This window comes from Enterobacter cloacae complex sp. IR5384 (assembly GCF_049237265.1).
GTDB lineage: Bacteria > Pseudomonadota > Gammaproteobacteria > Enterobacterales > Enterobacteriaceae > Enterobacter > Enterobacter cloacae.
Window position 1 is genome coordinate 112929 of the sequence record NZ_JBMKHJ010000004.1, and the last position, 21660, is coordinate 134588.

Consider the following 21660-nt stretch of genomic DNA (forward strand, 5'->3'; position numbering starts at 1 on the left):
CGTTCTGATGCCCTCACCCCGTCCCTCTCCCACGGGGAGAGGGTGAAAAGTAAAAGGCCCTTACGGGCCTTTTTTATGTCCGCGTTTTTCTCACGCGATCCGCGTATATCGACAATGTCTGCTTCAGTACGTCCAGCGTAACCGGTTTCGACAGACAGCTGTCCATTCCTGACTCCAGGCAGCGCTGTTTCTCTTCCGCCAGCGCATTCGCCGTGACGCCAACCACCGGCAACGTCAGACCAAGCTGGCGGATACGCTGCGTCAGACGATAGCCGTCCATATTGGGCATATTCACGTCGCTGAGAACGATATCAATATGGTTTTTACTGAGCACATTCAGCGCATCCACGCCGTCATTAGCGGTTTTACATTGATAACCCAGCGAGCCCAGCTGGTCAGCCAGCAGGCGACGGTTAATCGGATGGTCATCCACGACCAGAATCATCATATCGTCGTTCACCGACGCCAGCGATTCCGGTGACGGCAGGGTCGCCGCGCCATCGTTCTCTTCGAGCTCCACGCTGTAGATGCGCGCCAGCAGCCCCAACAGCTCATGTGGCGTCGCCACACTGTGAACCCACTCGCCCGGCGCACGCTCAACCGGAATACCGATGTGGCGACGACAGAACATCACCACGCCCCTTCCCTGCCACGGTTGCGCCAGCGTGTCATCGGTGATCAATACATCGTCCACGTCCGGCGTCTGGCCTTCATAACGGGAAACCCGCACGCCGCTGTGGTTCAGCAGTGCCGTCAGATAATCATTCAGCGAGGCGTTGTGCACCGCCAGCCAGCAGCGCTTATCGCTCAGGCCGTCAACCGTCGTTTTCGCCGGATACTGCGCAGAATAGAGCGGAATACGAATGGTGAACTGGCTACCCATACCGGGTTCGGTATCCACCGAGATATCGCCGTCCATCATGCTGACGAGCTTCTCACAAATTGCCAGCCCCAGTCCGGTCCCCTGGAAGTTACGCTGCACGCCGGTACCAACCTGGAAGAACGGGTCAAACAGACGAACCACTTCCTTCGCCGGGATCCCAACGCCGGTATCACGCACACGAATGCTCAGGTAGTCCCCTGCCCGGCACACATGCAACACGATACAGCCGATGTCGGTGAACTTGATGGCGTTACTGAGCAGGTTCGAAATGACCTGCTGCAGACGCATAGGATCGCCATGCAGCGTCAGCGGTACGTCTGGCTCAATAAAGCAATAGAGACCCAGCTGTTTACGTACCACCAGCGGCAGATAGTTGGCGCTGATGTGGTTCATCACCTCGCGCGGAGAGAACTCGCGCGGTTCAATTTTCAGCTGCTCGGACTCAATTTTCGAGAAGTCGAGAATGTCGCTGATGATTTTCAGCAGCAGGCTTGAGGAGTTGTTCATCGCCGTCACCAGGCGATCAACGCCTTTCGGCAGCTCTTTGGTTTGCAGCAGATCGAGGTTGCCGATAATCCCGTACAGCGGCGTACGCAGTTCGTGACTGACGGTGGCAAGGAACATGGATTTCGACTGGCTGGCCTGCTCTGCCGCCTGGGCCATCTCCTGCAAAGACTCTTCCATCTTCACACGTGCTGAGACATCCACCAGCACGCAAATCGCCACGTTTTCATTGCGATAGCGCGAATGCACGAAGCTGATCTGTAAGTTGGTGTGGGTGCTGGTCAGCACGTCGACAAAATTCACCTGCTGACCACAGATAATTTGCGTCAGCCTTTGCCGGTCCTCGTGCGTCAGCATGTTCAGGTAGTTATGCGCCAGTTCATTACTAAGGATATTGGTGCCGTCCTGGGTGCGCAGGATACAGATCCCCACCGGTGCGGAGGCAACAATCTTACGGTTAAACTGCTCGTGTTCCTCCAGACGCTGGGCATCGCTTTCAGCGGGGATAAAAATCTTCCGCTCATACATCCGCGCCAGGGTAAACAGCGCGCCACCGGCCAGCACGTTCAGCAGGATGGCATTCATGATAAGAATACGGATCCGCTCAAGCACCATATCCACCGGCAGGGAATAGACAATACTCAGCGACGATGGCGGTAAGCTTTTCTTCAGCACCAGCTCACGGAATCCTGAGGTATAGCCAAACCACGAACGCTCCTGCATCCAGTGCGGATCGACGTTCAGGCGATTATCCGGCCCGGTGAGTGAAATCAGGGGATGGCCGTTCTCATCCAGAATGGTCACTCCCATCGGCAGGCTGCCCGGCGTGAAGAAGTTTTCCATGCGGATGGTCTGTTCAATGCCCAGTAGCGCCTGCAGGCGATTGCCCAGATAAACTGGCGTCAGCGCATAGAAATAGCCCACGCCCATGCGCGGCCCCTGGCTTATCCAGAAGATGTTATTCCCGCGCTCGTCCTGCGGCGCATTGCGGTATTTCAAAATGCGTTCATGCAGGCTTTTCAGCGCATCATCACGTTCGACGGGCACATCGCGAAGGCCAAAGTCGGCCATACAGAGGTTTTCGCTGCCAATCAGGAATACGCGGTTCAGGTCATAGGCGGCGGAGAAGTTGTCGCGCCAGTAGCGCATAAACCAGGAGAGCGATTCCAGGGAACCGCGCCAGGTGTTGCTCATGGCGGAGCAGTCGGAATCCGGGAACAGCGGCTCGAAATCCGGTACTTCGGTTTTGTCATTACGGCCGCGGATGGCAAGAATACCGTTTTCCGCCGTCAGGCGATTTTCGGCTATGTACTTCAGCTCCTTCATCACGTCGGAGGTGCGCTGAATATAGCGCTGGGCCTGATCGGAACTTAGGTTAAATTCCTGGCGGATCTCCGCTTCTTTCTGGTGCAGCGCGTTGACGATGTAAAACACCGAGGACAAGGCCACCAGTAACCAAAGCAAGAGCGCCAGCGCCCGAAACAGATAGCGAGAGACTTTCAGCGTGGTTCGAAAGGAGACGAGGTATTTCAAAGGGGCGAGGCTCCGCCGTCGGGGTCAAAAAGAATGTGGTTAAGGTAGCGGTAAACGCGGCTTGTCGCAACGTTGACTTGTCTGCATCTGCAAAAGAAAAGGGCCGGAATCCGGCCCTTTATGCGTCAGGAGACATTACTCCTCAGCGTCATCCGCTGCATCATCGTCGGTGTCCACTTCCGGTGCAATGTCATCATCACCTTCCGCGACGCTACCGTCGATGGAGTCGAGCTCTTCGTCGTCCACCGGCTCAGCAACACGTTGCAGACCCACCACGTTTTCATCTTCCGCCGTACGGATGAGGATAACGCCCTGGGTATTACGACCCACCACGCTAATCTCCGACACGCGGGTACGCACCAGCGTACCGGCATCGGTGATCATCATGATCTGGTCGGCATCGTCTACCTGCACCGCGCCCACAACGGAACCGTTGCGCTCGGTCACCTTGATAGAGATAACGCCCTGCGTGCCACGCGACTTGGTTGGGTATTCCCCTTCCGCGGTACGTTTACCGTAACCATTCTGCGTCACGGTCAGGATAGCCCCTTCCCCGCGCGGAATAATCAGAGAAACGACGCTGTCTTCGCCCGCCAGTTTGATACCGCGAACGCCCGTTGCGGTACGACCCATTGCGCGGACGGCGTCTTCTTTGAAGCGCACCACTTTACCGGCTGCGGAGAAGAGCATGACTTCATCTTTGCCTGAAGTCAGATCGACGCCAATCAGCTCATCGCCTTCGTTCAGGTTCACCGCGATGATACCGGCAGAACGTGGACGGCTGAACTCGGTCAGCGCGGTTTTCTTCACGGTACCGCTGGCGGTCGCCATAAAGACGTTCACGCCCTCTTCGTACTCGCGTACCGGCAGAATGGCGGTGATACGTTCGTTCGCTTCCAGCGGCAGCAGGTTAACGATCGGACGACCACGTGCACCACGGCTCGCTTCCGGCAACTGGTAGACCTTCATCCAGTACAGACGACCCCGGCTGGAGAAGCAGAGGATGGTGTCATGGGTGTTCGCCACCAGCAGACGGTCGATAAAGTCTTCTTCTTTAATACGTGCCGCAGATTTGCCTTTACCACCACGACGCTGTGCTTCGTAGTCAGTTAACGGCTGATACTTCACGTAGCCCTGGTGAGACAGGGTCACAACAACGTCTTCCTGGTTGATCAGGTCTTCGATGTTGATATCTGCGGAGTTGGCGGTGATTTCGGTGCGACGCTCATCACCGAACTGATCGCGGATCAGCTCCAGCTCTTCGCGGATCACTTCCATCAGACGCTCTGCGCTGCCCAGGATGTGCAGCAGTTCAGCGATCTGCTCCAGCAGCTCTTTATATTCGTCGAGCAGTTTTTCATGCTCAAGGCCGGTCAGTTTCTGCAGACGCAGATCCAGAATCGCCTGGGCCTGCTGTTCAGTCAGGTAGTACTGACCATCACGCACGCCGAATTCAGGTTCCAGCCACTCAGGACGCGCGGCGTCATCACCGGCACGCTCCAGCATTGCCGCAACGTTGCCCAGATCCCACGGACGGGAAATCAGCGCGGTTTTCGCTTCCGCCGGGGTTGGCGCGCGACGGATCAGCTCGATGATCGGATCGATGTTGGCCAGCGCCACGGCCAGTGCCTCAAGGATGTGGGCACGGTCACGCGCTTTACGCAGTTCGAAAATAGTACGACGGGTCACCACTTCGCGGCGGTGACGGACAAACGCGCTTAGGATCTCTTTCAGGTTCATGATCTTCGGCTGACCATGGTGCAGTGCAACCATGTTGATACCGAAGGAGACCTGCAGCTGGGTCTGGGAGTACAGGTTGTTCAGCACAACCTCGCCCACCGCGTCGCGTTTGATTTCAATCACGATGCGCATACCGTCTTTATCAGACTCGTCACGCAGCGCGCTGATGCCTTCAACACGTTTTTCTTTTACCAGCTCGGCGATTTTTTCAATCAGTCGCGCTTTGTTCACCTGATACGGGATCTCGTGAACAATGATGGTTTCACGGCCGGTTTTGGCATCTGCTTCCACTTCGGCGCGGGCACGGATGTAAATCTTGCCGCGACCGGTGCGGTACGCTTCTTCAATACCACGACGACCGTTGATGATGGCCGCCGTCGGGAAGTCCGGGCCCGGGATGTGTTCCATCAGCCCTTCAATGCTGATGTCTTCATCGTCGATATAGGCCAGGCAGCCGTTGATCACTTCGGTGATGTTGTGCGGCGGAATGTTGGTCGCCATCCCTACGGCGATACCGGACGAACCGTTCACCAGCAGGTTAGGGATCTTCGTTGGCATGACGTCAGGAATTTTTTCCGTGCCATCGTAGTTATCAACGAAATCAACCGTCTCTTTTTCCAGGTCGGCCATCAGCTCATGGGCAATTTTCGCCAGACGGATTTCCGTATAACGCATTGCCGCGGCGGAGTCGCCGTCGATAGAACCAAAGTTACCCTGACCATCTACCAGCATGTAACGCAGCGAGAAAGGCTGCGCCATACGAACGATGGTGTCGTACACCGCGGAATCACCATGGGGATGGTATTTACCGATTACGTCACCAACGACACGGGCAGATTTTTTGTAGGCTTTATTCCAGTCATTGCCCAATACGTTCATGGCGTATAGTACGCGACGGTGTACCGGCTTCAGGCCATCGCGGACGTCCGGCAGCGCACGGCCAACAATGACCGACATCGCATAGTCCAGATAGGAGCTCTTCAGCTCTTCCTCGATGTTAACCGGTGTAATTTCTCTCGCAAGGTCGCTCATCTAACCGCTATCCCTCTACTGTATCCCGGATTCAAAGGTCGCAAATTATAACACAGCCGCGGTGATACAGGTAAACCTATACGCTTTATTCACAGGGATTGCCTGATATACTCATTCGTCTTGCTAAATAAGGAGTAAAAGCGCCCATGAATGCCGAAAAATCCCCGGTGACTCACAACGTAGACCACGAAGAGATTGCCAAATTTGAAGCGGTGGCGTCCCGCTGGTGGGATCTCGAAGGTGAGTTCAAACCTCTGCATCGCATCAACCCGCTGCGTCTGGGCTATATCGCGGAGCGTTCCGGCGGTCTGTTCGGTAAAAAAGTGCTCGACGTCGGCTGCGGCGGCGGCATCCTGGCAGAGAGCATGGCGCGCGAAGGGGCCAGCGTCACCGGCCTGGATATGGGTTTTGAACCGTTGCAGGTTGCCCGTCTGCATGCGCTGGAGTCCGGGATTCAGGTGGAGTACGTACAGGAAACCGTTGAGGAACACGCGGCAAAACATGCGCACCAGTACGACGTGGTCACCTGCATGGAGATGCTGGAGCACGTTCCCGACCCGCAGTCCGTCGTCAACGCCTGCGCAAAACTGGTGAAACCGGGCGGCCAGGTCTTCTTCTCCACCATCAACCGTAACGGCAAAGCCTGGCTGATGGCCGTCGTCGGCGCAGAGTATGTACTGCGCATGGTGCCCAAAGGTACACACGACGTGAAGAAATTCATCAAGCCTGCCGAGTTACTGGGCTGGGTTGACCAGACGTGGCTCAAGGAGCAGCACATCACCGGTCTGCACTACAATCCGCTGACCGATAAATTCAAACTCGCCCCGGGCGTGGATGTTAACTATATGTTGCACACCACCGCCAAAAACGACTAACGTCATCCATTATTCTTATAAAGATTGCGCGACATCATGTTGCGCAATTCTGACCTCCCGTTGAAGAAATCAGCACTCGATCAAATTTTGAATTTTTTTTCTTAATTATTGACATCTCTTCCAGGCCTTACAGCATGAGGACTTAGCCTTTTTTACCCTTTCACAACCTCAATTTAACGTCAAAATCAACCCTTGTACTGAAAAGAATCCTTACTAGAATACTCACCATATAGCGTTTCTCTTATCGCAAACCCCCTATATGTAGTATTTATCCACAGAGTTAGTCACAAGGCGGATCTGTGGATAAACGGGGGATATTTTTTTATTTCACGGACAGGTAAAACCCACATGAATCAGAGTCTGCTGGTGACAAAGCGCGACGGTACTACCGAGCGTATCAATCTGGACAAAATCCATCGAGTTCTCGACTGGGCAGCAGAAGGCCTGAACAACGTATCTATCTCCCAGGTTGAACTGCGTTCCCATATTCAGTTCTACGACGGCATCAAAACGTCTGATATCCACGAAACCATCATCAAAGCGGCGGCGGATCTGATCTCCCGCGAAGCGCCGGATTATCAGTACCTCGCTGCACGTCTGGCGATTTTCCACCTGCGTAAAAAAGCCTACGGCCAGTTCGAGCCGCCTGCGCTTTACGACCACGTGGTGAAAATGGTTGAGCTGGGTAAATACGACACGCATCTGCTGGAAGACTATACGGAAGAAGAGTTCGAGCAGATGAACGGGTTTATCGATCACTGGCGTGATATGAACTTCTCCTACGCAGCGGTGAAACAGCTCGAAGGCAAATACCTGGTCCAGAACCGTGTCACGGGCGAAATCTACGAGAGCGCCCAGTTCCTCTATATTCTGGTGGCCGCCTGCCTGTTCTCAAACTACCCGCGTGACACCCGTCTGGAATACGTTAAGCGTTTCTATGATGCGGTCTCTACGTTCAAGATTTCTCTGCCGACGCCGATTATGTCTGGCGTGCGTACCCCAACCCGTCAGTTCAGCTCCTGCGTACTGATCGAGTGCGGCGACAGCCTGGATTCCATCAACGCGACCTCCAGCGCGATTGTCAAATACGTCTCCCAGCGTGCCGGTATCGGTATCAACGCCGGTCGCATTCGTGCCCTGGGCAGCCCAATTCGCGGCGGTGAAGCGTTCCATACCGGTTGTATCCCGTTCTACAAGCACTTCCAGACGGCAGTAAAATCCTGCTCTCAGGGCGGCGTGCGCGGTGGTGCGGCAACCCTGTTCTACCCAATGTGGCACCTGGAAGTCGAAAGCCTGCTGGTACTGAAAAACAACCGTGGGGTTGAAGGTAACCGCGTACGTCACATGGACTACGGCGTACAGATCAACAAACTGATGTACACCCGTCTGCTGAAAGGTGAAGACATTACCCTGTTCAGCCCGTCCGATGTCCCGGGTCTGTATGATGCGTTCTTCGCCGATCAGGACGAGTTTGAACGTCTGTACACCAAATACGAAAAAGACGACAGCATCCGTAAACAGCGCGTGAAGGCGGTCGATCTGTTCTCCCTGATGATGCAGGAACGTGCCTCTACCGGCCGTATCTACATCCAGAACGTTGACCACTGCAACACCCACAGCCCGTTTGATCCGGTTGTTGCGCCAGTGCGCCAGTCTAACCTGTGCCTGGAGATCGCCCTGCCGACCAAACCGCTGGAAGACGTGAACGACGAAAACGGCGAAATCGCGCTGTGTACGCTGTCTGCGTTCAACCTGGGTGCAATTAAGAGCCTGGACGAGCTGGAAGAGCTGGCAGTGCTGGCCGTCCGTGCGCTCGACGCCCTGCTGGACTACCAGGATTACCCAATCCCGGCGGCGAAACGCGGCGCAATGGGCCGTCGTACGCTGGGTATCGGCGTCATCAACTTCGCCTACTGGCTGGCGAAACACGGTAAGCGTTACTCCGACGGCAGCGCGAACAACCTGACCCACGAAACGTTCGAAGCGATCCAGTATTACCTGCTGAAAGCGTCTAACGAGCTGGCGAAAGAGCAAGGCGCATGCCCGTGGTTTAACGAAACCACCTATGCGAAAGGCATTCTGCCAATCGACACCTACAAGAAAGACCTGGATGCGATTGCAAACGCGCCGCTGCATCTGGACTGGGAAGCTCTGCGCGAGTCCATTAAGACTCACGGCCTGCGCAACTCCACGCTCTCTGCCCTGATGCCGTCTGAGACCTCTTCGCAGATCTCTAACGCCACCAACGGTATCGAGCCGCCGCGCGGTCACGTCAGCATTAAAGCGTCGAAAGACGGTATCCTGCGCCAGGTGGTGCCGGATTACGAACTGCTGAAAGACAACTACGAGCTGCTGTGGGAAATGCCAAACAATGACGGCTATCTGCAGCTGGTGGGTATCATGCAGAAATTCATCGATCAGTCGATCTCTGCCAATACCAACTACGACCCGACGCGTTTCCCGTCTGGTAAAGTGCCCATGCAGCAACTGCTGAAAGACCTGCTCACCGCGTACAAATTTGGCGTGAAAACTCTGTATTATCACAACACCCGTGATGGTGCAGAAGACGCGCAGGACGATCTGGCACCGTCAATTCAGGATGATGGCTGCGAAAGCGGCGCATGTAAGATCTAATAAATCCCCTCACCCTAACCCTCTCCCACAGGGAGAGGGAACTCTTTCCCCCTCTCCCTGTGGGAGAGGGCCGGGATGAGGGGGAAATAACACCACAGGACACACTCATGGCATATACCACCTTTTCACAGACGAAAAACGACCAGCTCAAAGAGCCGATGTTCTTCGGCCAGCCGGTCAATGTGGCACGCTACGATCAGCAAAAATATGACATCTTCGAAAAGCTGATTGAAAAGCAACTCTCCTTCTTCTGGCGTCCGGAGGAAGTTGACGTTTCCCGCGATCGTATCGATTTCCAGGCGTTGCCGGAGCATGAAAAACACATTTTCATCAGCAACCTGAAGTACCAGACGCTGCTGGACTCCATTCAGGGCCGCAGCCCGAACGTTGCCCTGCTGCCGCTGATCTCCATTCCGGAACTGGAAACCTGGGTGGAAACCTGGGCGTTCTCGGAAACGATCCACTCCCGCTCTTACACCCACATTATCCGCAACATCGTTAACGATCCGGCGGTGGTGTTTGACGATATCGTCACCAACGAGCAGATTCAGAAACGCGCGGAAGGGATTGCCCACTACTACGACGAGCTGATCGAGATGACCAGCTACTGGCACCTGCTGGGCGAAGGGACCCACAACGTGAACGGCAAAACCGTCACCGTGAATCTGCGCGCGCTGAAAAAGCAGCTGTACCTGTGCCTGATGAGCGTTAACGCCCTGGAAGCCATCCGCTTCTACGTGAGCTTTGCCTGCTCCTTTGCGTTTGCCGAGCGCAAGCTGATGGAAGGTAACGCCAAAATCATCCGTCTGATCGCCCGTGACGAAGCCCTGCACCTGACCGGCACCCAGCACATGCTGAACCTGTTGCGCAGCGGTGCAGACGACCCGGAGATGGCGGAAATCGCTGAAGAGTGCAAGCAGGAGTGCTACGACCTGTTCGTGCTGGCCGCACAGCAGGAGAAAGAGTGGGCAGACTACCTGTTCCGCGACGGCTCCATGATTGGCCTGAACAAAGACATTCTGTGCCAGTACGTTGAGTACATCACCAACATCCGTATGCAGGCGGTCGGTCTCGATCTGCCATTCCAGACGCGCTCCAACCCGATCCCGTGGATCAACACCTGGCTGGTGTCCGATAACGTGCAGGTGGCGCCACAGGAAGTGGAAGTGAGTTCTTACCTGGTCGGTCAGATTGATTCTGAAGTCAACACTGACGACCTGAGCAATTTCCAGCTCTGATGACACGCGTAACGCTGAGTCTTTCGGGCACAGAAGTGCTGTGCCAGGAAGAGCACCCTTCCCTGCTGGCAGCCCTTGAGGCGAATCAGGTGACGGTAGAGTATCAGTGTCGTGAAGGCTATTGCGGCTCCTGCCGCTGCCGCCTGGTCACCGGCCAGGTGGACTGGCTGACCGAACCGCTGGCCTTTATCAATGAAGGGGAAATTTTGCCCTGCTGCTGCCGGGCAAAAGGTGATATTGAAATAGAAATATAGCGCCAACCCCTCCTTTCGGGTTCGTGATTTACGAACCCGTGATTCGCCTTTCCTCACCTGTTCACCCCTCCTCATGCCGCTTACTCTAACGGTATATCCACCTGAGGAGGCCATCAGCAATGTCCGTTTTATCCTTAGAACAATTCATGACCACATCCCCTGAGCCGATGCCCTACGATATTATTATCGTTGGCGCGGGCTCTGCCGGGGCAGTGCTGGCAGCACGTCTTAGCGAAGATGAGCAGACACGTGTTCTGCTGCTGGAATATGGTCCGTCTTTTGATCCCGATGGCTATCCGGAACTGCTTTACAGCGGCAATATTATCGCGGCGAATGGCGATCAGCGATATGAATGGGGCTATTACGCCAGCCCGGTCAGCCAGCCCGATCCCGTCTATACTCCGCGCGGCAAAACCCTCGGCGGAAGTTCAGCCATTAACGCCGCCGTCGCCTGCCGGGCGCTCCCCTGGGATTTCGAACGCATCACGGCAAAAGGGCTTAAGGGCTGGAAATATGAGGATGTGCTGCCCTACTACAAAAAGATGGAAACCTACCCTTTGGGTGAGGATAAATATCATGGTCGTGAAGGTCCACTTCCGATCCATCAGATGACGTTAGAGGAGATCACCCCAGTTCAGCGGGCCACCCTGGAAGCGGCGTGGCAGTTGGGTTTTGCGCGGGTTGAAGACTTTAACCACCCAGAAGCCAACAACGGCGCCGGGCCCAATCCGATGAATATCATTAACGGCGTTCGGGTGAATACCGGAATGGCATGGCTTACCCGCAAGGTGCGCCAGCGCCCGAACCTGACCATCGTGTATGGGGCGCTCACGGACAAGCTGATCGTTGAGGAGAACCGGGTCAAAGGCGTGCAGCTTGCCGACGGGAAACAGTGCTTTGCCCGCCAGACAATCCTCAGCGCCGGCGCCTATGGTTCCGCCGCGATATTGCTGCGCTCAGGCATCGGCCCACGCCACCATCTGGAATCGCTGTCGATCCCCGTCGTGAAAGAGGCCCCGGTGGGTGAGCGTCTGCGGGATCACGCCTTCTACTGGATAAACTTCGCCGGAAAAGCCGAACTTAAGGGCCACGAGCATCCGGTTGTCGCCGCCCAGATCTGGACGAATTCAAGCTTTGCCAGATCAGCCTGCGAAATGGACATTGCCATTTCCCCTTCGCATCTGTTACCTGCAGACCTCAGCCCAACCGGCGTCGCCTTCTCCCTCGGGCTGGAACTCATGCATTGCAGCTCCACAGGCTACATCCGCCTGAAGAGCCGTGACCCTCACGATGCACCGGAAATAGCGCTTAATCACCTGACGACAGAAGATGACATGCGCCGGATGGTCGAGTGTTTTCGTCTGGCACGCCTGCTGGCGGATATGCCGCCGCTACGCCAGCTCATTGAGTACGAAATCAGCCCCGGAGTCTCGGTCGGGGATGATGAATCTGACATTCGCCAGGCTCTGGCGCAGGGGGTTAGCACCCTCCAGCACCCCTGCTCCACCGCACCGATGGGGCCCCCTGATGACCCCTATGCCGTGGTGGATGAAAACGGGTGCCTCTATGGTCTGCATGACTTACGGGTCATCGACGCATCGATCCTGCCCGAAATCCCGCTCATCAACCTCAATCCGACCATCATCATGATGGCAGAAAAACTGGCTGATGCGCTGCGTAACGATATTCATGAGGAGAGGAAAAATGGTATCCATCAAGCCGGAAAACAGCGCCAGGATAATGAAACAATCGTACGACGTCATAGTCGCAGGCGGTGGTTCAGCGGGTGCGGTTCTCGCCGCACGTCTTAGCGAGAACCCTGACTGCCAGGTATTGCTGCTGGAGGGCGGCCCCGTCTTTGCCCCCGATGGCTGGCCGGATGAACTGACGCAAAGTCACTCTGTTGGCGGCGGTGATTACGTCTGGGAACACGGCGCGGCGACGGGAACCGATCATACCTCTGGTCATCTGCGGGCCAAAGTGCTCGGTGGCGGCTCCACGATCAACGCAGGCGCGTTTGTTCGCGCCCCTAAATCCGATTTTGACCGCTGGGTAAAGCGCGGCCTGAGCGACTGGTCGTTTGATAAGGTTTTACCGTGGTTCAAACGGCTTGAAAATGCCGACTATGGCGACGATCGCTGGCATGGCCGCCACGGCCCCGTTCCGGTGCGATTACCTGCGCTTGAGACACTCAGTCCGGCAAGTCAGGCGTTTTATCACGCCTGTCGCGCTCACGGCTTTGCCGCCATTGACGATATTAACGGCGAACAACAACACGGCGTCGCCATCTATCCACTGAATGTTGTCAACGGCATCCGGCAAAACACTGGCATGGTCTACCTGACGGCGGAGGTTCGGGCGCGCAAGAATCTGTCAATTGTCGGCATGACGGTTGTGGATAAAGCGCTGATAGACAATTCGCGGGTGAACGGCATACAGCTTGCGGATGGGACACGGATCGCTGCCGACTGCGTGTTCCTTTGTGCCGGTGCGGCCGGTACGCCAGCCATTCTGTTACGCTCCGGCATTGGTCCTGCTGACGATTTACGCCGTCTGGAAATCCCGCTAAAACAGGATCTCCCCGTTGGCCGCAATTTGCAGGAACAACCCGTGAACGGGATCATGCTGGCGACCTCTGCAGAACATGCCAGCTATCCCCCAATAGGTGCAACGCTCTGGACGCAATCTTCGCTGGCCGCAGCCGACGAACTGGATCTGTATATCAGCAATAACCACTTCGTCGATCCGGGACTGTTTCCACACGGGGCGGGTTTCCAGCTCTTTTTCACCGTGGCTCGCCCCTGCGCCCGTGGGCGCCTGACACTGACGAGCCGCAATCCGCTGCTCGCCCCCAGTATCGATCTCAATCTGCTGGGCGACGAGCGCGACGTCATACGGATGGTCGAAGCGGTGAAGTTGTCACGGGCACTGGTGCAGGAAGGTCCATTGCAGGCACTGGTTACTGGCGAAGTCCCGGCAGTTAAAGGCGGTAAACTCGCCAAAACAGACCAGCAGATAGCAGAGGAGCAGCGTGCGACGGTGAAAAGCAATCTACACCTCAGCGCGACAGCACCGATGGGTAAAGAAAGCGATCCGGCAGCAGTAGTGGACGCGTGCGGCAACGTCTTCGGCATTAACGGGCTGTTTGTCGTCGATGCCTCGCTGTTCCCGGACGTTCCCTCTCAGGCGACTAACCCGGATGTGATCATGGCGGCAGAATATCTCGCCAGCCGTTTTTCCGGCTCCCTGAACGGCGCATAGTAAACCGAATAAGCCATAAAGGAGCGCCTGTGTGAACAAGTTCGTGGAGATGAGCACGTTTGTTTCGGTTGTTGAGTCGCAAAGCTTTGCTGGCGCGGCGGCAAAACTGGGGACATCAAAATCGGTGATCAGCCAGCGCGTCAAGATGCTGGAGAAACGGCTTGGCGCAAGCTTGCTGGAGCGTGGGCCCCGCCTTAGCCTGACGGAAGCGGGTCTGCTTTTTTATCAGGAGTGCGTGCGTATCCTTGACGAAGTCACACAGGCGGAAGAAGCCGTGGCACCCTCACGCAGCGAGCTTCACGGCGAGCTGCGTATCGCCACCTCGCATACCTTTATGACCACCCATCTGTCGAGGATCCTGGCCGGATTTATTGGCGCTCATCCGGGGCTGTCTCTCGATATCTCGACAGAAGATCGGCAGATTAATATGCATCAGCCCGACTTTGATATCGCCATCCGCCTCGGTCTCGTCCCGGACTCTACGCTCATCGCCCGCACGCTGGCGCGCAATCTGACCTGGCTGTGCGCGAGCCCGGACTATCTGGCGCAACGGGGCACGCCTGTGCACCCCGTTGAGCTGGAGCAGCATGACGGACTGTTATATACCCACCGTGCGCCAGGCGGTTGCTGGCAGCTACTGCATAACGGGCAGCGCCAGAACTGGCGCGTCAGAAATCGTCTGCGTTCGGATAATGCTTTCAGCCTGCTGGAAGCCGCCAAAGCAGGGCTTGGGATTGTGGTCATGCCGTTATTTTTAGGTGCTGATGCGATATTGCGCGGAGAACTGAATATTATTTTACCCGGCTGGCAACCGGATGGTGGCAACATTGTGGCCCTGTATCGCCAGACGCGTCGCGCCTCGCCGGTGATCCAGGCGCTGGTCAACCTGGTCGCAGAACAGCTAGGGCCAGAGCCAGAATGGGAAAAAAAGCTAAGGCTGGCGGGCCTACTGCCCGAATAAAAAAGGGCCTTACGGCCCCTTGTATTACTTGTTATGCAGGAATGAAACTGCTTTATCCGGGAAATCCGTAAACAACCCGTCTACGTCCGCCTGCTTATACAACACCTCGTAAAGCTGATTCACGTCCGTGGCGTACGGCGGTAACTGGTCAGCACGCACCGTATACGGATGCACCTGCATCTTGCTGGCGTGTGCCTCTTTTACCATCGCCGTCAGCTTCACGTGGCCCGGGGTTGAACCTTCCGCCACCAGCATGTGGTAATCCGGCCCGATCCCGTCGGCGTACTGCGCGATCTGCTTCATGGCACCCGGTTTGAACATCCAGTCGTAGTTGTAGTTTACCCACTTGCCGTCTGCCTGCTTCTCCTGGGTTTCGTTCCAGTCGGTATAGGCAATCAGCTGGACCAGATTGAGATCCATCCCCATCTTAGGCTCCAGCTCGGTTTTGATGCGCTTCAGTTCTGCGGCGTCAAAACACTGGAGATAAACTTTGTCCTTCTTGCTGGTGTAGCCGTACTGCTTCAGCACCTCCAGCGTCTTCGCGGCAATGTCTTTCCCTTCCTGGTGATGGAACCACGGGGCTTTAATTTCCGGATAGATACCGATATTTTTGCCCGTTGAGTGGTTCAGCCCCTGAACAAACTCAATCTCTTCCTGGAAGGTATGGATACGGAAGTCAGATTTACCCATCGGGAAACGTCCCGGATAAACCTGCACCTTCTTGCCGTTTTCAATCTCGAAGCCTTCGGTAAACTTCAGAGAACGGATTTCATCCAGAGTAAAATCGATGGCGTAAAAACGGCCATCTTTACGGGCGCGGTCCGGGAAACGCTCCGCCACATCGGTCACGCGATCAAGATAGTGGTCATGCAGGACGACCAGCTGGTCGTCCTTTGTCATCACCAGATCCTGCTCAAGATAATCGGCCCCCTGCGCGTAGGCCATCGCTTTCGCCGGTAGCGTATGCTCCGGCAGATAGCCGCTTGCGCCGCGATGAGCAATAACGATCTTGTCCGCCGCCAGTGCGGAGCCGGTCATCAGGCCCGCCAGCAGCAGACCGGTCGCTAATTGAGTTAATTTCATGGCAATGCTCCTTATTGACGACGCGCCAGCACGTCCGCGTGGTGACGTTTTTCACCGATCATCACAACAATCAGCAGCAGTACCGCCAGCACGCTGCCGCCGATCATCACCATAAAGCCGCCGTCCCAGCCGAAGAAGTCAACGGTATAGCCCACGATGGCGCTCGCCGCGACCGAACCGCCCAGGTAGCCAAACAGACCGGTAAAGCCTGCCGCCGTACCGGCTGCTTTTTTCGGTGCCAGTTCCAGCGCATGCAGACCGATCAACATAACAGGACCATAAATCAGGAAGCCGATGACGATCATACAGGTCATATCCACGCCCGGGTTACCCGGCGGGTTGAGCCAGTAGACGACGGTGGCAATGGTCACGAGCGTCATAAAGAAGACGCCCGTTGCGCCACGGTTGCCCTTAAATACTTTGTCCGACATCCAGCCGCAAATCAGCGTCCCCGGGATCCCCGCGTATTCGTACAGGAAGTAGGCCCAGGAGGATTTATCCAGCGCGAAATGCTTCACCTCTTTCAGGTAGGTCGGTGACCAGTCGAGGATGCCGTAACGCAGCAGGTAAACAAACACGTTCGCAACCGCGATGTACCACAGCAGTTTGTTCGGCAACACGTACTTCATGAAGATCTGCTTTGCCGTCAGCTCTTCTTCGTGCTTCTCGCTGTAATCATCCGGATAGTCGTTTTTGTACTCCTCAATCGGCGGCAGGCCGCAGGACTGCGGTGTATCACGCATCAGCGCAAAGGCGATAATCGCCACCAGAATGGCGCCAAAGGCAGGCATATAGAGCGCAGCGTGCCAGTCGTTAAACCAGGCCATCCCCAGCAGGAACAGCAGAGGCGGAATGCCGCCACCCACGTTATGCGCGCAGTTCCACACCGACACAATGCCGCCACGCTCCTTTTGCGACCACCAGTGCACCATGGTACGCCCGCATGGCGGCCATCCCATCCCCTGGAACCAGCCGCACAGGAACAGCAGCACAAACATAATGGCGATGCTGGACGTTGCCCATGGCACAAAGCCCATAAACAGCATCACCGCCGCCGCCAGGATCAGACCGGCTGGCAGGAACACGCGCGGATTCGAGCGATCCGACACCGATCCCATGATGAATTTCGAAAAGCCGTAGGCGATGGAGATCCCCGACAGCGCGAACCCGAGATCGCCACGCGAAAAGCCCTGCTCAACCAGATAAGGCATGGCGAGGGCAAAGTTTTTACGCACAAGGTAATACGCCGCATACCCGAAGAAGATCCCCAGGAAAATTTGCCAGCGCAGGCGGCGGTAAAGCGGATCTATTTCTGCCTCAGGCAGACGCGCCCGGTGCGGCGCAGGTTTAAAGATACTGAGCATGACAGCCTCCGTGGCCATGTATTGAATTTACAGGGGTTTAACTGCCCCAAACTCCAGCAAGGCGGGGATGTTAAGAAATCACGGTGATTGTTACTGTGAATCAACGCACAAATTGTTACAGAAATATGACAACATGCGCAAAAAAGCGCATGAAATCACGTTTCACTTTCGAATTTCGCTCGTTTGTGTTCGAAATCAAACAAACCACAGTTTTCATGTGGCTAAATGATAAAAAACGAACACAGAGGGATGACAATGACAATTCACGATCCACGCTACAGCGATGTGATTATCATTGGCGGGGGCGCGACCGGCGCTGGCATCGCACGCGACTGTGCGCTCAGAGGGCTGAGCGTCACGCTCCTGGAGCGCCATGATATTGCGACCGGCGCTACCGGACGCAATCATGGCCTGCTGCACAGCGGCGCCCGCTACGCCGTTACCGACGGCGAATCGGCACGCGAATGTATCGCCGAAAATCAGATCCTGCGACGTATCGCCCGCCACTGTATTGAACCGACCGACGGCCTGTTTATTACGCTTCCCGAAGACGATCTCGCCTTTCAGTCAACTTTCATTACCGCCTGCCAGGCCGCGGGAATTCAGGCGCAAGCCATTGACCCGGCCCTCGCACGCCGCATCGAACCTTCGGTTAATCCGGCACTGACGGGTGCAGTAAAAGTCCCGGACGGCACCGTGGATCCGTTTCGTCTGACGGCGGCCAACATGCTGGACGCCCGCGAGCACAGCGCGCGGATCCTGACCGGCCATCAGGTCACCGGGCTTATCCGTGAGGGGCATCGCATCGTGGGCGTGCGGGTCCTGGATACGCAGTACAACGAACACAGCGAGCTGTATGCCGCCGTGGTGGTCAACGCGGCGGGGATCTGGGGGCAACACATCGCAGAATACGCCGATTTATCTGTGCGCATGTTCCCGGCCAAAGGCTCGCTGCTGATCCTCGACCACCGCATTAATAACCATGTCATCAACCGCTGCCGAAAACCGTCTGACGCAGACATCCTTGTCCCCGGCGATACCATTTCGTTAATTGGGACCACCTCCACCCACGTTGACTACAGCGAGATTGACTACAATCGGGTCACCGCAGAAGAGGTCGACATCCTGCTGCGAGAAGGAGTAAAACTGGCGCCGGTGATGGCCCAGACCCGCATCCTGCGCGCCTACGCGGGTGTGCGTCCGCTTGTCGCCAGCGATAACGACCCGAGCGGACGCAATGTCAGCCGCGGCATTGTGCTGCTTGACCATGCCGCGCGTGACGGGCTGGACGGCTTCATCACCATCACCGGCGGTAAATTGATGACCTACCGCCTGATGGCCGAATGGGCGACGGATGCTGTCTGCCGCAAGCTGGGCAATAGCGAACCGTGCGTGACCGCAGAACAGCCCCTGCCCGGCTCGCGCCAGTCCACCGAGAAAACGCTGCAAAAAATTATCTCCCTGCCTGCCCCCCTGCGTGGTTCGGCTGTCTATCGCCATGGCGACAGAACACCGGTCTGGCTGGGTGAAGGACGGCTGAGCCGCAGTCTGGTATGCGAGTGCGAGGCCGTTACCGCCGGGGAAGTGCAATACGCGGTGGAGAATCTGACGGTGAATAGCCTGCTCGATCTCCGCCGCCGCACCCGCGTCGGGATGGGCACCTGTCAGGGGGAGCTGTGTGCCTGCCGTGCCGCCGGGCTGCTGCAGCGTTTTCATACCACCACCGCCACCCAGTCGCTCGATCAGCTCAGCGATTTTCTGAACGAGCGCTGGAAAGGCATTCAGCCTGTCGCCTGGGGCGATGCCCTGCGTGAAAGCGAATTTACCCGCTGGGTGTACCAGGGGCTTTGCGGTCTTGAGAAGGAGCAACGCGATGAAATTTGATACGGTGATCGTCGGCGGCGGGCTGGCGGGTCTGCTCTGTGGCATCAAACTCACGAAGCAGGGACTGCGCTGCGCCATTATCACCCGGGGCCAGAGCGCCCTGCACTTCTCGTCGGGCTCGCTGGATCTGGTGGACGAAACGTACCGCGAAAAACTGCTGGCAGAGCATCCTTATCACCTGACTGGCGCGCAGCACATTGACCGCTTTGCCCTGGAGACCGAAGCGCTGCTGGCTGATTGCGGCGCACGTATGCAGGGGAGCGCCAGGCAAAATCACGCGCGCGTCACGCCGCTTGGCACCCTGCGTTCCGCCTGGCTCAGCCCGGAGGAGGTGCCCGTTGCCCCGTTCAAGGCCACGCGCGTGCGGGTGGTGGGCATTAGCGGTTTTCTGGATTTTCAGCCCCATCTGGCAGCGGCCTCGCTCAGTCGCCAGGGGGTCAACGCTGAAACGGCAGAGATTGACCTTCCTGAGCTGGATGTCCTGCGCGACAACCCCAGCGAGTTCCGCGCGGTGAATATTGCCCGTTTGCTCGATAACGAAGAGAAATGGCCGCTGCTGTATGAGGCGCTCAAACCGCTTGCAGAGGGATGCGATGCGCTGTTTATGCCCGCCTGCTTTGGCTTACAGGACAACCGGCTGTGGCGCTGGCTGTCCGACCGCCTGCCCTGCTCGCTCGGCCTGCTGCCAACGCTTCCTCCGTCGGTGCCCGGTATTCGCCTGCATACCCAGCTTCAGCGCCAGTTTGTGGCCCAGGGAGGCGTGTGGATGGGGGGTGATGAAGTGAAAAAAATCACCCTGACTGACGGCTCGGTGAGCGAAATCTGGACCCGCAACCACGACGATATTCCGCTTCGTACGCGTTACGCGGTGCTGGCAAGCGGCAGTTTCTTCAGCAACGGTCTGCTGAGCAGTCGGGACGGCATTCGCGAGGCGATTATGGGGCTGGACGTCCGCCAGAGCGCCTCTCGCGCGGACTGGTATCAGAGCGATTTCTTTGCCCCGCAGCCGTGGCAGCAGTTCGGCGTAATCGTGGATAACCAGCTGCATCCGCAACTTTCAGGAAAGTCAGTACCGAATCTCTACGCCATCGGCTCGCTTTTGGGTGGATACGATCCTATCGCCCAGGGCTGCGGCGGCGGCGTCTGCGCCATAACGGCGCTCTATGTGGCAGAGCAGATTTGCCAGCGCACGGAGGCTGAACAATGAACGATACCCGCTTTGAAAGCTGCATCAAATGCACGGTCTGCACCACCGTCTGCCCGGTCAGCGGCGTCAACCCGCGCTATCCCGGTCCGAAACAGGCCGGGCCGGACGGCGAGCGCCTGCGTCTGAAGGACGGCGCGCTGTACGATGACGCGCTGAAATACTGCATCAACTGCAAACGTTGTGAAGTCGCCTGTCCGTCGGATGTGAAAATCGGCGACATTATTCAGCGCGCCCGGGCACGCTATAGCACGCAAAAACCGTCGCTGCGCGATGCCATTCTTAGCCATACCGATCTGATGGGCAGCGTCTCCACGCCATTTGCCCCGCTGGTGAACGCCGCGACCTCGCTGAAACCGGTGCGCCAGCTGCTGGATGCCACGCTTAAGATCGACCATCACCGCAGTTTGCCCAAATATTCCCACGGCACCTTCCGCCGCTGGTACAAATCCGTAGCGGCAGACCAGGCGCGGTATGCCGACCAGGTCGCGTTCTTCCATGGCTGCTACGTGAATTACAACCATCCGCAACTGGGTAAAGATCTGCTGAAAGTGCTGAACGCCATGGGTACAGGCATGCAGTTACTGAACAAGGAGAAATGCTGCGGCGTGCCGCTGATCGCCAACGGGTTTACCGATAAAGCGCGCAAACAGGCCAGAAGCAACGTCTCGTCGCTGCGCGAGGCCATCGTCGATAAAGGCATTCCGGTGCTGGCCACCTCCTCGACCTGTACCTTCACGCTGCGCGACGAGTATCCGCACCTGCTGGACGTGGACAATACCGGCCTGCGCGAACATATCGAGCTGGCAACCCGTTTCCTGTGGCGCAAGCTGGACAGCGGGCAGACGCTACCGCTGAAAAATTTACCCCTGAAAGTGGTCTACCACACGCCGTGCCATATGGAAAAAATGGGCTGGGCGCTTTACACGCTGGAACTGTTGCGGTTAATTCCGGGGCTGGAGCTGACGGTGCTGGATTCGCGCTGCTGCGGCATTGCGGGGACGTACGGCTTTAAGCGTGAAAATTACGAAACATCACAGGCAATTGGCGCGCCGCTGTTCCGCCAGATTGAGGAGAGCGGCGCGGATATCGTGGTGACCGACTGCGAAACCTGCAAATGGCAGATAGAGATGTCCACCAGCAAGCGCTGCGAGCATCCGATCACGTTGCTGGCGAAGGCCCTGGGTTAGGTATCGCCGGGGCCGCCGCC

The 21660-nt window shown here is 56.8% G+C and carries 14 protein-coding genes; 10 read left to right on the forward strand and 4 right to left on the reverse strand.

Going from position 1 to position 21660, the window contains the following annotated elements; all coding sequences use genetic code 11:
* Positions 1-73: 73 nt before the first annotated feature.
* Together rcsC and gyrA are read right to left on the reverse strand one after the other, a co-directional pair.
* Positions 74-2920 carry a two-component system sensor histidine kinase RcsC gene (gene rcsC / locus ACOTX3_RS05405; protein ID WP_048972308.1) on the reverse strand — a complete coding sequence of 949 codons (2847 nt, stop codon included), beginning with the start codon at positions 2918-2920 and terminating at the stop codon, positions 74-76.
* A 135-nt stretch (positions 2921-3055) separates the two neighbouring features.
* Positions 3056-5692: a DNA topoisomerase (ATP-hydrolyzing) subunit A gene (gyrA, locus tag ACOTX3_RS05410; RefSeq protein WP_058678184.1), complete on the reverse strand. Its 2637-nt coding sequence runs from the start codon at positions 5690-5692 to the stop codon at positions 3056-3058.
* Positions 5693-5838: 146 nt separating this feature from the next.
* Between gyrA and ubiG the strand changes: the two genes are divergently transcribed.
* The 7 genes from ubiG to ACOTX3_RS05445 all read left to right on the forward strand — a co-directional run bounded on the left by ubiG (position 5839) and on the right by ACOTX3_RS05445 (position 14915).
* On the forward strand, positions 5839-6567 hold the full coding sequence (gene ubiG / locus ACOTX3_RS05415) for a bifunctional 2-polyprenyl-6-hydroxyphenol methylase/3-demethylubiquinol 3-O-methyltransferase UbiG (protein ID WP_058678185.1): 729 nt from the start codon (positions 5839-5841) through the stop codon (positions 6565-6567).
* A 348-nt stretch (positions 6568-6915) separates the two neighbouring features.
* Positions 6916-9201 (forward strand): class 1a ribonucleoside-diphosphate reductase subunit alpha, encoded by a 2286-nt coding sequence (nrdA, locus tag ACOTX3_RS05420; RefSeq protein ID WP_020690664.1) that lies wholly within the window; start codon positions 6916-6918, stop codon positions 9199-9201.
* 107 nt (positions 9202-9308) lie between these two features.
* A complete protein-coding gene (gene nrdB, locus ACOTX3_RS05425; protein WP_013098012.1) occupies positions 9309-10439 on the forward strand; it encodes a class Ia ribonucleoside-diphosphate reductase subunit beta in 1131 nt (376 codons plus the stop codon).
* On the forward strand, positions 10439-10693 hold the full coding sequence (gene yfaE / locus ACOTX3_RS05430) for a class I ribonucleotide reductase maintenance protein YfaE (protein WP_013098013.1): 255 nt from the start codon (positions 10439-10441) through the stop codon (positions 10691-10693). The genes nrdB and yfaE overlap by 1 nt, the downstream gene beginning before the upstream one ends.
* A gap of 146 nt (positions 10694-10839) precedes the next feature.
* Positions 10840-12504, forward strand: coding sequence for a GMC family oxidoreductase (locus ACOTX3_RS05435; protein WP_234355606.1), 1665 nt, complete (start codon positions 10840-10842; stop codon positions 12502-12504).
* A complete protein-coding gene (locus tag ACOTX3_RS05440; protein WP_407205111.1) occupies positions 12434-13954 on the forward strand; it encodes a GMC family oxidoreductase in 1521 nt (506 codons plus the stop codon). The genes ACOTX3_RS05435 and ACOTX3_RS05440 overlap by 71 nt, the downstream gene beginning before the upstream one ends.
* A 31-nt stretch (positions 13955-13985) precedes the next feature.
* Positions 13986-14915, forward strand: coding sequence for a LysR family transcriptional regulator (locus tag ACOTX3_RS05445; RefSeq protein WP_058678188.1), 930 nt, complete (start codon positions 13986-13988; stop codon positions 14913-14915).
* Between the two features lie 24 nt (positions 14916-14939).
* Here ACOTX3_RS05445 and glpQ read toward each other — a convergent pair whose 3' ends face one another.
* Complete coding sequence (gene glpQ, locus ACOTX3_RS05450) at positions 14940-15998, reverse strand: glycerophosphodiester phosphodiesterase (protein WP_013098017.1); 1059 nt, start codon at positions 15996-15998, stop codon at positions 14940-14942.
* 11 nt (positions 15999-16009) lie between these two features.
* Entirely contained in the window at positions 16010-17362 is a 1353-nt protein-coding gene (gene glpT, locus ACOTX3_RS05455) for a glycerol-3-phosphate transporter (RefSeq protein ID WP_013098018.1), read from the reverse strand.
* 255 nt (positions 17363-17617) lie between these two features.
* Here glpT and glpA point away from each other — a divergent pair, with 255 nt between their 5' ends.
* The 3 genes from glpA to glpC are packed head-to-tail and all read left to right on the forward strand — an operon-like array spanning position 17618 to position 21640.
* The gene (glpA, locus tag ACOTX3_RS05460) at positions 17618-19246 is read left to right on the forward strand and encodes an anaerobic glycerol-3-phosphate dehydrogenase subunit A (RefSeq protein WP_127869152.1); all 1629 of its coding nucleotides are present in this window, start codon (positions 17618-17620) and stop codon (positions 19244-19246) included.
* On the forward strand, positions 19236-20453 hold the full coding sequence (glpB, locus tag ACOTX3_RS05465) for a glycerol-3-phosphate dehydrogenase subunit GlpB (RefSeq protein WP_058678190.1): 1218 nt from the start codon (positions 19236-19238) through the stop codon (positions 20451-20453). The genes glpA and glpB overlap by 11 nt, the downstream gene beginning before the upstream one ends.
* Entirely contained in the window at positions 20450-21640 is a 1191-nt protein-coding gene (glpC, locus tag ACOTX3_RS05470; protein WP_038420244.1) for an anaerobic glycerol-3-phosphate dehydrogenase subunit GlpC, read from the forward strand. The genes glpB and glpC overlap by 4 nt, the downstream gene beginning before the upstream one ends.
* Positions 21641-21660 lie beyond the last annotated feature (20 nt).

Coding starts and splice junctions, on each gene's coding strand:
- ACOTX3_RS05440 (WP_407205111.1), top strand. CDS start 12,434: ATGAAACAATCGTACGACGTCATAGTCGCAGGCGGTGGTTCAGCGGGT.
- nrdB (WP_013098012.1), top strand. CDS start 9,309: ATGGCATATACCACCTTTTCACAGACGAAAAACGACCAGCTCAAAGAG.
- glpQ (WP_013098017.1), bottom strand. CDS start 15,998: ATGAAATTAACTCAATTAGCGACCGGTCTGCTGCTGGCGGGCCTGATG.
- glpT (WP_013098018.1), bottom strand. CDS start 17,362: ATGCTCAGTATCTTTAAACCTGCGCCGCACCGGGCGCGTCTGCCTGAG.
- nrdA (WP_020690664.1), top strand. CDS start 6,916: ATGAATCAGAGTCTGCTGGTGACAAAGCGCGACGGTACTACCGAGCGT.
- glpA (WP_127869152.1), top strand. CDS start 17,618: ATGACAATTCACGATCCACGCTACAGCGATGTGATTATCATTGGCGGG.
- glpB (WP_058678190.1), top strand. CDS start 19,236: ATGAAATTTGATACGGTGATCGTCGGCGGCGGGCTGGCGGGTCTGCTC.
- glpC (WP_038420244.1), top strand. CDS start 20,450: ATGAACGATACCCGCTTTGAAAGCTGCATCAAATGCACGGTCTGCACC.
- yfaE (WP_013098013.1), top strand. CDS start 10,439: ATGACACGCGTAACGCTGAGTCTTTCGGGCACAGAAGTGCTGTGCCAG.
- ACOTX3_RS05435 (WP_234355606.1), top strand. CDS start 10,840: ATGACCACATCCCCTGAGCCGATGCCCTACGATATTATTATCGTTGGC.
- ubiG (WP_058678185.1), top strand. CDS start 5,839: ATGAATGCCGAAAAATCCCCGGTGACTCACAACGTAGACCACGAAGAG.
- gyrA (WP_058678184.1), bottom strand. CDS start 5,692: ATGAGCGACCTTGCGAGAGAAATTACACCGGTTAACATCGAGGAAGAG.